We start from the raw sequence: 13,081 nt of genomic DNA, 5'->3' as shown, positions 1-13,081 counted from the left end.
GCCTTTCTTCCGCGTTTTATGCGCTCGTTAAATAATCCTTAATCATTCGGATGGTTTCTTCCGGTTGACTTAGATGCGGATAATGTCCCTTGGCCGTCATCTGTTGCAACCTGCTATTCTTCAGATGAGCGTGTAAATAATCCCCTACTTCTACCGGGGCAATGCTGTCATCCGAGCACTGAAGAATCAATGTTGGCACAGTTGCCTGCTCCAGATCAATACGACAGTCAGATAAAAACGTCACTTCGGCAAATTGTCTTGCAATATGCGGATCTCTGGAGCAGAAGCTTTTCTCCAATTCTTCCGTCAGCTCTTTCCGTTCTGGATTGTTCATCACAATGGGTGCCAAATAACTCGCCCACCCAATAAAATTCATCTGCATCATCTCAAGTAATTCATCGATATCATTCCGATCAAAACCTCCATAATAATTCGGCAGATCATTCACGTAACGTGGGGAGGGCCCTAACATTATAATTTTTTTGAAATATTTGGGTTTCTGAATGGATGCCAGCATACCAATCATACTGCTGACGGAATGCCCGACAAATATGGTGTCCTTTAGCTCAAGCGCTTCCATAATTTCCAGCACATCCTGAGCGTATCCTTGAAGGTTGCTATATTTGACAGCATCATAATAGTTAATTTGAGATTCGCCAGATCCAACATAATCAAACAACACCACACGGTAGTTCTCCATAAAACCTGGAATAATGTAACGCCACATATCCTGATCACATCCAAAACCATGAGCAAATACAATCGTTTGGCTACCCGAGCCAAGTACCTTAACATTATTTCTTACAAGTATATTAACCGTCATTGCATATCACCTCTCCGAGGTAGTATTCACTTGAATCATTTTATCTGGTTATTATACCGGAAAATGTTGGGATATGAATTAAAAATTATTAATACTTCTCTCACCCACCAAAAAATAATGAACCCCTGCTCTGAATGTGCGCTTTACAATCTGACTACCGTCAGGTAAAATCAGTTCAACATGTCGCGCGACAGAGATCAACATTACGGAGGAAAACCATGAGTACTTCAACATTCAGTCCTACACCTCAGCAACTCTGGGGAAGATCATTTATTTTCATCATGTTAGCCAACGCATTATTGTTTATGGCATTTGAAATGTTGCTTCCCACCTTGCCTTTGTTTGTCTCAAGTCTTGGTGGCGAAGCCTCCCAAATTGGGCTTGTTACCGGCGTATTTATGTTCTCTGCCATCTTGATTCGACCCTTCACTTCTGTTTTGGCATCTCGAATAGATAAAAAATATCTGTTAATTATCGGCATCACTATCTGTGCATTAATGACAGGTGCATACTACCTATCGTCAGGTATTTGGATGATTCTTATATTTCGAGTGATCCACGGATTCGGATTTGGTTTGGCAACGACATATTTTGCAACGATTGCCACTGAAAACATACCAAGAGATCGCCGGGGAGAAGGTATGGGGTATTTCGGCGTAGGGGAGACGGTCGCCATATCCATCGGTCCTTTGATTGGAACAAGCCTGTTGTTTAGGTACGACTACCAGAGCCTGTTTATGGGAGGTATGTGCATTTTGCTGTTAGCTCTCCTGATGACAGTGTTTGTCTCCAGAAAGCCGAAAACAGGAGGTAGTAGCGAGTCCATGCAAACTCATGTACCTTCGGTGAAACTGATTGAAAAGAAGGTACTCTTCCCTTCTCTCCTCATTATGCTTGTTGGTATTGCAGCGGGTTCAATCATGTCCTTTGTGGCTTTATTTGCTGCCGAAAGAGGATTCGAGAATATAGCCTGGTTTTTCTTCATCGTTGCCATCGCCAGCTTCGCCGTTCGACTGTTCTCGGGGAAAATGTTTGATCGATGGGGACCAGGTTCCGTGTTGTTACCTTCTGCCGTGTTTGCAATCGCGGGACTACTGGTTCTGATTATCGCCCAGAGTAATGTGCAATTCCTGATCGCCGGCGCGTTATACGGCTTTGGTTTTGGTGCCATATTCCCGGCGATTCAGACCTGGTGTGTGAATCTTGTAGATGAACATGAGCACGAAAGTGCGATGGCTTCCTTCTTTAACTTCTTTGACCTCGGAATTGGCGGTGGTTCGTTGATCCTGGGCGTGGTGGCTTCTGCATTTTCCTATACGGTGGTGTATGCTATCTCTATAGGTATTTTTGTGGTATATATCTTGTTATATTTGGTATACTCCCAAAAACAGCAGAGGTATACCGCTCGCCAACTGGAGGTAGACATTGAGTAAAAAACGAATCAAGGAAATTGCCATTCAACATTTTAATCGTCTGGGTTACGAGGGGACCAAGATGGCGCAGATTGCCGAAGAGGCAGGCATTCGCAAGCAATCCCTGGCTTATCACTATTCATCCAAGAAAGCATTATTGCTGGAGTTATATGAGGAAGTTGTGCAGGAGGAACAACAGTTTGTACGCCAATTTTTCAGCGACTCTGTTACCCAAACCCATGCTCTGGATCAGCAGCTATATGCCTTTTTGCATGAACACAAAAATCGTTTTCTGACTCATCCAAACGTCGCTTTTATGTATATCCTGTCCTTTATCACACCACTGGAGGTGCATGATTTTGTACTGGCCCAGTATCGAACGTACCTCGGGACACTGAAGAAAGAGCTGGCAGCCGTATTTACCAGACATCCTGATATACGCCTGAGTCCGGAAGAAGCCACCGTAGCTTTTGTCACCGTGATGGATGGATTGGATGTACAGCTCGTGTATGAGACACGGCAATCCTATGAACAAGCTTTGGCAATCACCTGGAATGTCTTCTGGTCAGGCATCCAGCGTTAACGGATCAATTACGATCAGACTACACAAGTAGGAGGAATCAGACAGAATGCAACAACTGGATGCGGCCCTAAGCCGTTTTGTGGAACAGCAGGATTTATATAATGAAGCTTATGGACTTTTCAAAAATCATGATCTGCGTCCCCGCGAACAACATCACCAGCCGGAAGTGGATACACGAATACCTCTTTCTCCAGAACTTCAGTATCTGTACAGTCATTATGAAATGATGGATGCTGATGCGGAAGGTACACTCAAAATGAAAAATGCCGCCGTCGAAATCGGTGATGCAGCGCTGATCTCCTTTGTCGCACCTGAACATCTGCTTCGGCAGCAACTGGGTTTCCGCTGGATTGGCATGAATGAACCTTATGAGGAGTCCTCCACTTGGCCAAAAAATCACGTCGTCATCGCAAACTTTAACGATGATCCGTTAATTGTAGATGTGGAAGCACCAAACTCTCCCGTATATGCCGCTTTTACAGGTGGAGAACCAAACCGTGTTGCTGATTCGCTGTCAGACTTTTTCAGTGCACTAGCCATCCTGATTGAAGCGGCGCGCACCTATGCCGGAGAAGTAAAAGATGAAGAAACCTATGAAACCAAGCCCGAGTATCTGGAGCAAGTGGAACCTTTATTGCAAGATTTGTTGGGAGAAGAGTATACTGCTCATCTTTTCGAATATCTGTCCTTTTGTTAAAACGGTGAATTGAAGGAATTGGAGGGGTGCCCATATGATCTATGTGGCTTTGCTACGAGGCATTAATGTAGGCGGGAACAATAAAATCAATATGAAGCAGCTGAAAGAAACGTTTGAACAAGCAGGCATGCTGGATGTTGTTACCTACATCAACTCTGGCAATATTATTTTTGCCGATCATCAGGAACGTGCCAATGCGAATGTGGAGATATCCCATGTGTTAGAACAGGCCATCGCTGCCGATTTTGGCTTACAGATCAGGGTAATGGTGCGGAATATGGATGAAATCCATAGCGTTATTCAGGCGCTGCCAGAAGAATGGGTTAATGATGACACCGCCAAAAGTGATGTGATGTTCCTTTGGGATGAGATCAATGAGCCCTCTGTGCTGGACCAACTGCCCATCAAACCGGAAATCGGCACACTGATCTATGTTCCCGGAGCGATTTTATACTCAGTCAGCAGAGAAGATGCATCCAAAAGTGGCATGAACAAGCTTGTGGGTTCCAAAGTCTATGCTTATATGACGGTTAGAAATGTGAATACCACACGTAAGATATATGCCCTGATGCAAGCAGCAGCAGAGAAATAATACAGACAGGTGGAGATGATGCCACGCAGCTTGTGGCAATTGGAGGTAGTCTAATGAACAGAGCATGGACATTAAATGTCAGCGTCCGATCCGTAGAGCGGGAACCTTTCTGGTATGCACCCCAGACTCCCTGGCAGATACAGGGACAAGGTTTTCGAGTGAAATTCCATACCAATAGGGCAATCGACTTGCTTGCTCAAGATCGACTGCTTGTTACCGTTGGTGAGGAAGGTACCGCGAACTGGGCTGCTTTTATCGGAACAGTCGTGGAATGCGAACCAGACTCTCTCCTGCTCTATACAAGTCCTCAGTACGAGGCACAGTTAATGGATATTCGGAGGTTGGAACGCGAATTTTCTCCTTTGGCTTCCATTCTCGGAGCGCAGCATGTAATCGAAACTCTGGGCTATTTCCCTCCCTTCCATTATGACGAAATTACGGATGTGCAGCTGGAAACAGTCCAAAATATACAATCCCTCTCTCTTGTGCTAACGCATAATGCTGATCAGGAATCGGAACAGCAGGTGCACTTCCATTTTGAACATATTCAGCAAGAGTTGTTCTCCCCTATGGAGGCATCTAACGTTTGTTTACAGCTAAGTTTCACTTATGCAGCCGATCAGATTCGTGTTAACTTGGATGCCGTATCCGGCTTCTCCGCTACATTCCTATGCAGCACAATTCATATTCAATTCCATTAACCCGGTTATGTAAAAAATCCCTTCATGGGACAACATGAAGGGATAGCTCAACTTCTTCAGCTACACATGTTGCATCTGGTTTAGTCAATCTGAATGCGTCTGCGAGATTGATCATCACCAGGACGTTTCGGAATTTCGAGCTTCAGCACACCTTCTTCCAATTTGGCCTTAATGTGCTCCTCATCAATATGATCTACATAGAAACGCCGGATAAATTCGCCGGATCGGCGTTCCTGCCGAATGATCCGATTGGAGTCATCCTTCTGCTCCACTATATCATTGCGTTTGGCACGAATAATCAATTCATTACCTTGAACCTGAATGTCTATATCCTCTTTGGCAATGCCCGGAAGCTCGGCTTCTACCAAATATTTGTCTTCTTCCTCACGAATGTCGGTCCGGAATGGCTGGGAGCCAGTTCCAAAAGGGGAGAGGAATGAGTTCTCAACCATGTCATTGAAGGATTTCAACATGTGTCCGAACGGGTCTTCATTTCGTTTACGAAACGGAATCAGATCAAACATGAAAATCAGCTCCTTTTGTGTGGTTGGTTTATTGGTGTTGCTTACATTGATTATTATAATACCCGTGCAAATAAGGCTCAAAGTCCGTAAAAGACGAAAAAAACCGATTTTCTTTCACCATGGTTCACTATTTTAAAATAGATCCTTTTTTCTTTTATTTTGACCTTATTTGATCTTCTGACTTTATCTGACTATAACGAATGAATGGGCTCCGTTACAGTATTGGATTCATTCTTCCGCATTCCCATCATCATGATTGCCAGCAAGACAACCAGAACAGCTACGAGCATAAATGGAACATGTTTGTCCACCTGATAAAGTGTCGTTGTAAGTAAAGGCGTAATGACGGCGGATATCCCCTGAATCGCTGCTACCAATCCCGCTGCACCTCCCTGCTGTTCTTTGCTAACTGCCAGCGAAGCACCTGCCATGAACCCCGGCATCATCAGACCCGAACCCATGCCAAACAGGAAAAACGAGAAATAATACATGGATAACACATTAAAGACCAAAAAAAGGATCATGCTTGCGATCAGAAAAAGGGATCCGAGCAAAATCATTGGGCGTGGCTGCCATTTCAACCATTTCATCTGAATGACCTGCATGATCAACATCGCTGCTCCAGATAACATGAGTCCAAACGAAACCATTCGGGCAGTCGCCGCTGAGGATAGAGCCAGTTGATCCTGAAAATAAAATCCCCCGACAACCTGTAGTGTCATGATACCCATCATCGTGACTAAGCCGGCAGCAAGGTACATTCGTAATCCACGTTGGAACGGGTTTACTTTAGGCGGTTTTGCCTGAATGACCGGTTTGGCTGACGGGATTAACAGCAAGGCAATAATAAACGCAGCGATCGCTATAAAAATGCCAAAATAAAGCGGCCAGAGCAGACCGATAAGTGTAAAAGCTCCTGCAATCGCTGGTCCGAATACAAGGCCAAGTCCATTCGCAGCACTGATAATCGCCATCCCGCTTCCCCGCTCTTCACCTTCTGTCACATCACCCATATAGGCTTGGGCAGAAGACAGCACCGCCGGAATGAACATGCCGATCAGACTGCGCGTCACAATCAGAAGGGTTAACAATACGCCCCCTCCGATCCATGCATTTAATCCCCCATACAATGCCAGTGCAAATAATGCACAGCTCACAGACATACCTATAAATCCAATCAATATGACTGGTTTTCTTCCTCTTATATCACTCCATCTGCCCCACACCGGAGCCATAACAGCCATCATAATGGAACCAAGTGAGATAATAAGACCGGAATGGCTTTCTTTCATGCCCAACTCGCGAATAAGCGGCGGCATAATGGGTGCAATTAGCATCAGACCCAACATGGCTGCAAATACGCTAAAAAAAATACTTCCTCTGATTCGGTTCATGCTCATACACTCCTCTATATTTCAGTACAGTATCCACTGTACCTGGAGTATACAAGGCGGAAAGAATCCCCACTGCCTCCATACGGAACAATTCACGCCAAGACGGATTTATTAATAAATCTTTTTCATCTCTGAGGGCTTCACGCCGAATTTGCGATAAAATTGCTGCGAAAAGGCACTGACATTGCTGTAACCGACCGCAATCGCGGCCTCGGTGACGTTGTTATTCTGATTGCGCAGCAGCTTCATGGCGTTGTCGAGACGAACCTGACGCAAATATTCGAAGACCGTGCTTCCGAAAAGTGCCTTGAATCCTTTTTTTAATTTAAAATCGTTAAGACCTACTTGTCTGGACAATGCTAGCAAAGATGGAGGATCTACCATACAGGCCTCCATAATCTCCCGTGCCGTATGTAACTTCCGGATGTCCTCTCTGGAGAATCCCGCGGGGATTGGCGCCAGATCAAACAGTTGGATCATAAATCGATTCAAGATCTCCAAGGCTGTCGCTTCCATCATTAAGGATGATCGATAACTGTTGTTTAATTCCACAATCAAACTGTCGATCATCGTTCGTATCCGGTTATCCAATTGAAATACAATCGGCCTGAACACTTTTCGTCCCAACACCTGATTAAACGCAATCGACTTGAAACCACCCAGTTGTGCCGCAGCATAATTGAACAGAGAAACCGGAATCCCCAGCGAAAAGGACGTATACAGCTCCCTTGCCGGAGGATGAAACCACGCTTCGAAATCATGCATAAAAATAAGGGCCCCTTGCCCAAGCGATAATGAATAATCCTGACCGGATATATCCACATGTCGCTCTCCTGACAAGGCAAATTGCAATTCCACAATGGGTGTCTCGGACGCAAAATACGTAGGATAAGGCTGAAGATATTCAACCTGGGAATATAAAATCTCAATGCCACTGTATGTTGTCACTCTTTTGACCTTACCGCTACCCGCCTTGGGAGAGAGCAGATACGTGTGTTCATCTTGCTGACTGTAAGGTTCCTGGGTCAGGTAATGCTGATATACTACGCCTAATGCATCATCCATGCGCATGGTATTCACCTCGCCTATATCTTGATCAGACTCATCAGTAAAGAAAGTCCGAATTAATTGATAATGATTCTCAATTAATTCTAGCGTATTTTCTCCCGTTCGACCAGTCCTATATATATGAAGGTCACGTATAACCTTTTACACAAATCGCAGACTTCTCTTACCTCACCTTAACATTAGCTCCCTATACTAAAACAATTGCACAACTCATTACACACGAAACGATAAAGGGGATCTGGAACATTGAAAAAGAGAAATCAATGGCTTGCCGTTCTGTCGATGACTGCTATTCTTACCGCAGGAGCAACCAGCTACACATCCATGATTCATGCTGCTGACGTAACTAAAACTACCAATAATCATGTCGTACTGCGTACAGCCATCCAAAATATGCAGGGTACGGTCACATGGAACGGAAGCAGTCGCAGCGTTGATATCCAGATCGCAGATACTAAAGTACAACTTCCAATAGGAACGTCTTCAGCCACCATCAACGGTGTGAAAACTCCTTTGGACAGTAAAAGTTACATCACCAAAGGTACAACGTATGTATCTTCCCAAACGCTAAAATTAATTAAGGATCAACTGATCCTGAAACAAAATAAAAGCGGTTTTGAACAGACCGCATCCTTTCAGATGCCTGGGGGCAAAGCAGAAATATCAGCCTCTACGCCAGATGGACAGCGCCTGCTCGTAACCGAAGCAGACAATGGTAGCATTGCCATACTGGATATTGCTGACTTGAAAAACATCAACGTCCTGAAGACAGTCAGCTTCCATGACCTCTCCGCCAAAGCTGAAGTCACAAGCGTAACGGTGTCCAAAGATGGTAAATACGGTCTTGCTATTATTCGTACAGGGGATACAGATAGTGAAGCAAACAAAGGGTTGCTTGCCATTGTGGATCTGACAACCTACAAAACCGTCAAAACGTATGAACTCGGCATTGGTCCCGACTCCATTGCACTGTCACCTGACGGTCTGCATGCGGTTATCGCGATAGAGGATGAAGAGCTGAATAAAGCTGCGGATGAAATTGACTATGCCAACACCAAACGTCCGGGTAGCATTATGGTTGTATCTTTTGCTGGCGGGAACGTATTGGAGGGTGAAATCACCAACTTGCCGGTCTCTTTGGACAAGGTAGAAGGCGCCATCTATCCGCATGATCCACAACCGGAGTATGTTGCCATTAGTCCAGATAGTAAAACAGCAGCCATTACGTTACAGGAAAACAATGTCGTTGCCATTGTAGATCTGGAGACAAAAAAAATTAGCTCAATCTTCGCTCTGGGTACCACTTCACATCAAGCAGATCTGAAAGATGATGGTATCGTTCAGTTTAAAGAGACGTTGACCGCTCGTTATGAACCGGATGGAATTGCTTTCTCGGCAGATGGTAAATACCTGCTGACAGCTAATGAAGGGGACTTGGGCAAGAATGAATTTGAGGATGGTGTAAAAGCGGGCGGACGCAATATTGCTGTCTGGGATCTGCAAGGCCAGCGGATGTACGATAGCCAGAACCTCATTGACAAGGCAACCGCTATGGTTGGCTTGTATCCAGATGATCGCAGTCCCAACAAAGGCAGCGAAGTGGAGAATCTGACCGTTGCTACTGTGGACGGCACTACGTATGCAGCCGTAGCTTCCGAAAGGGCAGATGCCATTCTGTTCTTCGATCTTGCTGATCCGGTCAATCCGGACTACTTGGGTCTGATCCCTACAGCAGGAGAATCACCAGAAGGAATTCATCGTGTTAACGGACGCAGCCTGTTTGTAAGTGCAGATGAAAGCACCGGAACGCTTAGTTTTTTTGCCAAGAAATAGTTCGAGTGCACTCGGTATGTAAAGACTGAAATGAACATTTTCACTTTGTATTGAGTAGGAAGGGGCGATGAAGCCCCTATCCTCTCATACTATTGAACGCACTATTCCATGTACCCACATAAAATGCTGCAAAGGTTATCGAGATTTTATATTTTCCAATTCCCGCCTGTTCCGCTCGACTTCCTCTTGTAATACTCGTACTTCCATCCTTAATGCGGATACTTCCTCTTTGACACCAGACCTCTTCATCACAAGATAGAAAACCAAATATAATATAAGACCAATCATAATAAAGAAAATTAATAGCGTTATAATACCTGCAATACCAAAATTACTAACTCCATCCATAATGTACGTTTTCCCCTTTCCCACATCTTATTAATTTATATTTACAACAATACCATATTTAAGTATAACGAACAGTATAAAAAGCCAAGAGAATATGCTCCCTTGGCTTTCAATTTATCTATATACCTTTTATCTATATATACCTTCCTATCCGGTGATCCTTATTCCCAGAAAAAACGACCTGCGAACACTTTTTCCGTCAACAGTTTATACGTTTCTTCAGGCAATTCTTTTTTCATCTTTGCCATAACGGCGTCTTTGCCTTGATTATATTGTGTGGACATGCCAATCTCTGCGGTTGTATTACTTGCATCCAGACGCATGATTGGGGCTTGGGCATTTTTCGTCCAAGGTGTCCATGCCGTTAGATCAGGTGATCCACCCGTACCTGGATTGCCTGTGTACAGGAACTGCTTCAGATATGCTGCCATCGCGGCGGACAACTGATCACGTCCTGGTTTGTTTGTATCGCTAAAGTACCCATCAGGGAAATAGGCAGCAATTCCGTCTGCGTGTCCTGTATAGAAGTCCATATCCGCACCATGTGGTGCGCCCAGTAACGTGAGCAAACGCTCAGAGATGACCCCAGGTTGTGTACCCCATGCAAAACGATACGCATATACCGGTGGCTGACCTGCTTCATTTGTCAATTGCTCCGCTACACGCTCTGCATTAAAGCCTGCATAAGCTTCGCTTCCGTATTTCAACGCAGCATCATATTGTTCCGCCTTGGTTTTGTCAGTAAACAGAGTTTCATCCGTGATGGATGGAGAGAAGTTTGGATCACCGAAGGCAAATCCGGAGAACTCCGTTTCCAGGCTGCCGAGCAATACTGGAACTTTCTTATAATTGCCATTATTGATGGCGTCAAATCCTTCTTTTGGAATCACTGTGCCATCACGGAACAGATGCGGGAATGGGTCCATACGGATTGCCGTTGCACCAAACGCTGTGACCAACTTGTCCGCAGGCAGTGCACGCAGGTAACTCTCCAGCTGTGCCTGAGATTGTTTACCAATCCATGCTTTTGCTTCTTCTGCGTTAGCCGCTTTTCCCTCTTGCACGAGTAGCTTCACAAGTACATCCTCGGATTTTTGCTCGCCTTCTTCCGGTGATGCTGTCGTCAATCCTCCGCTGAAAGCAACTGCTTTTTGATACAGTCCTTTGCTAAGTGGCGAGATCAGAGTTGCCAGCACATCACGTGCACCAGCAGATTGTCCGGCTAATGTAACATTGCCTGTGTCTCCGCCAAACCCTTCGATATTATCCTGTACCCACTCTAGTGCACGGAATGCATCGAGCAGACCATAGTTACCTGAGTCATCCAGGGCATTGCCTGTTTTCAGTGCTGCATTCTCGAAGAATCCAAGGGCTCCCAAACGGTAATTCACTGAGATGATAATGCTGTTGGTGCTCCGTGCAAGCTGTTCACCTTGAAAATCTTTACCTGATCCGGTCATATTCCCGCCGCCGTGCAGGAACACCATAACCGGAAGTTTCGAACTGGTTGTGTCGGGACGCCAGATATTGAGATACAGCGAATCCTCGCTTCCTGCTGTAGTCTTGCCGGAGATCTGCAAGCTGTTCGCTGCAAATTCCTTAGCCGATCTGGTTCCTGTCCATGCTTCTGGTTCTTGCGGGGCTTTCCAGCGCAGTTCCCCTACCGGAGGTGCCGCGTAAGGAACACCAAGCCAGCCGAGCGTGCCATATTGCTCATAGGTTTTGCCATCAATCGCGCCATACTTGGTCTGTTGCACCGTTTGAGGTTTGAACGACCCAGCTTCTTTATGTTTCAACCAACTCTGCTCCAAAGTTCCACTGCCATTCTTGAGCTGTATCTGCAAAGCCTGTGCGGTTGCCTCTGCCATCAGGCGATTGGTAAGTTGACTCGCTCCCTTCCCTTGAAGCGCCATGATTCCTTTCCCAGCCGCATAGGTGGAAGCCGCTCCCTGCTCATAATCCGTACCTGCTTCATATCCAAGCACCTTCAGCAGCATCTCGGCATAACCTTCCGCTGTAAGGGGTGCATTAGGTTCAAACTTCTCCGTTCCTGTTACGATCTCAGACACATATGGATGCTGCTTCAAGTAACCAACGACCGGTTGTAATACTTTGCCCGCCTGAGCCGCATCGTCATACGTTTCCGATCCCTGATAAGCGAGTGCTTCTTTCTCCAATCCGGACAAACGCAAGTAAAGTACTGCGGCCTGAATGCGTGTTGCCTTTTTGTTCAGATAAGCTGCATTAACACCTTGACCGCTACCGCGAATAAGCTCGGATTGGATCAGCTTGTCCATCGCTGCTGAAGAAGAAGGTCCTGTATTGCCTGCTGCATAAGCTGGTAGAGCGGATACACATAACCCCAGAATTGTTGCCACGGCAATCGAACGTTTAATGGTTTTCATGTCATAAATCTCCTCGCTGTCGAATGGTGTGTGATGGGATAATTTCATTGGAAATGTTCAGTTGAAATGCGTATCTAAGAATCAGTATTCCAATGTCTGGATGAGTCTATATCTCTATTTATGAAAAATTAAATCTGCTGCGCTCCTTTCTGCTCGAAATATCTGCTACGGCGCTTGCGGTAATGCCATCAGGCATTTTTTTATATAAAAAAACCTGAACCGAAGGCAAACAGACATCGCTTTAGCGTGGTCTACTGCCCTCAATTCAGGTTTTGCCTGCAATCAGTAACAACCCTGAGGAATGAGGTTCATTCCATATGATAATGTAAACGCAATCAATCGTTTGATGAACAAAGAACCAACGAATGAACTGAAACAGGTATTGCCCTAAACACGGTTACAATCCTGTTGTTATGGTGATGTTAGCACATAATGTAAGCGTTCGCAATATCTTTTTTTAATCGTCAATATATATCTCTGAAAGGGTAACATTAAAAACAAGCTCTGCAAGTTCCATATCATATCGAATCGGAATCTACATTGATTCGGGTATCTGCCTAGCTAGAAGCCCATAAATATTAAGCATGGCGGTCGCTGCGCCCAGCGGTTGTAAGCTTTAATCATACAGAACCGCCGACATAACAAAACAGGCCATAGGCGCATTCACCTATGACCTGCTCTGATATGACGTGATTCGCGTC

General features: G+C 45.2%; 11 protein-coding genes. 6 read left to right on the top strand and 5 right to left on the bottom strand.

Annotation, left to right across the window (positions count from 1 at the left end; all coding sequences use genetic code 11):
• Positions 1-16 precede the first annotated feature (16 nt).
• Positions 17-823: an alpha/beta fold hydrolase gene (locus tag IFU39_RS15490; protein WP_192133511.1), complete on the bottom strand. Its 807-nt coding sequence runs from the start codon at positions 821-823 to the stop codon at positions 17-19.
• Positions 824-1,041: 218 nt separating this feature from the next.
• On the opposite strand from IFU39_RS15490, the gene IFU39_RS15485 reads away from it, so the two are divergent.
• Genes IFU39_RS15485 through IFU39_RS15465 form a run of 5 tightly spaced genes read left to right on the top strand, consistent with a single transcriptional unit; the run spans position 1,042 to position 4,808 of the window.
• Positions 1,042-2,256 carry an MFS transporter gene (locus tag IFU39_RS15485; protein WP_091013631.1) on the top strand — a complete coding sequence of 405 codons (1,215 nt, stop codon included), beginning with the start codon at positions 1,042-1,044 and terminating at the stop codon, positions 2,254-2,256.
• Positions 2,249-2,818, top strand: coding sequence for a TetR/AcrR family transcriptional regulator (locus tag IFU39_RS15480; RefSeq protein WP_091013628.1), 570 nt, complete (start codon positions 2,249-2,251; stop codon positions 2,816-2,818). Before IFU39_RS15485 ends, IFU39_RS15480 begins: the two co-directional genes overlap by 8 nt.
• 46 nt (positions 2,819-2,864) lie before the next feature.
• The gene (locus IFU39_RS15475; protein ID WP_192133508.1) at positions 2,865-3,515 is read left to right on the top strand and encodes a hypothetical protein; all 651 of its coding nucleotides are present in this window, start codon (positions 2,865-2,867) and stop codon (positions 3,513-3,515) included.
• Positions 3,516-3,549: 34 nt separating this feature from the next.
• Positions 3,550-4,107: a DUF1697 domain-containing protein gene (locus IFU39_RS15470; protein WP_105599872.1), complete on the top strand. Its 558-nt coding sequence runs from the start codon at positions 3,550-3,552 to the stop codon at positions 4,105-4,107.
• A gap of 53 nt (positions 4,108-4,160) precedes the next feature.
• Entirely contained in the window at positions 4,161-4,808 is a 648-nt protein-coding gene (locus IFU39_RS15465; protein WP_192133506.1) for an Imm50 family immunity protein, read from the top strand.
• An 80-nt stretch (positions 4,809-4,888) separates the two neighbouring features.
• On the opposite strand, the gene IFU39_RS15460 is transcribed toward IFU39_RS15465, so the two are convergent.
• The 3 genes from IFU39_RS15460 to IFU39_RS15450 form a co-directional block, all read right to left on the bottom strand.
• Positions 4,889-5,332: an Hsp20/alpha crystallin family protein gene (locus IFU39_RS15460; protein ID WP_192133504.1), complete on the bottom strand. Its 444-nt coding sequence runs from the start codon at positions 5,330-5,332 to the stop codon at positions 4,889-4,891.
• 191 nt (positions 5,333-5,523) lie between these two features.
• Positions 5,524-6,726 (bottom strand): MFS transporter, encoded by a 1,203-nt coding sequence (locus IFU39_RS15455; RefSeq protein ID WP_192133502.1) that lies wholly within the window; start codon positions 6,724-6,726, stop codon positions 5,524-5,526.
• A 111-nt stretch (positions 6,727-6,837) separates the two neighbouring features.
• Positions 6,838-7,797, bottom strand: a complete 960-nt coding sequence (locus tag IFU39_RS15450) for a helix-turn-helix transcriptional regulator (protein ID WP_091013614.1) — start codon at positions 7,795-7,797, stop codon at positions 6,838-6,840.
• 243 nt (positions 7,798-8,040) lie between these two features.
• On the opposite strand from IFU39_RS15450, the gene IFU39_RS15445 reads away from it, so the two are divergent.
• Entirely contained in the window at positions 8,041-9,627 is a 1,587-nt protein-coding gene (locus IFU39_RS15445) for a choice-of-anchor I domain-containing protein (RefSeq protein ID WP_192133500.1), read from the top strand.
• Between the two features lie 509 nt (positions 9,628-10,136).
• On the opposite strand, the gene IFU39_RS15440 is transcribed toward IFU39_RS15445, so the two are convergent.
• On the bottom strand, positions 10,137-12,380 hold the full coding sequence (locus tag IFU39_RS15440) for a carboxylesterase/lipase family protein (RefSeq protein WP_192133498.1): 2,244 nt from the start codon (positions 12,378-12,380) through the stop codon (positions 10,137-10,139).
• Positions 12,381-13,081: the final 701 nt, after the last annotated feature.

It is taken from the genome of Paenibacillus sp. CFBP 13594 (assembly GCF_014842675.1).
Lineage (GTDB): Bacteria > Bacillota > Bacilli > Paenibacillales > Paenibacillaceae > Paenibacillus > Paenibacillus amylolyticus_B.
Note: the sequence above shows the minus strand (reverse complement) of the source record. Positions and strands in the feature narration are given on the sequence as shown.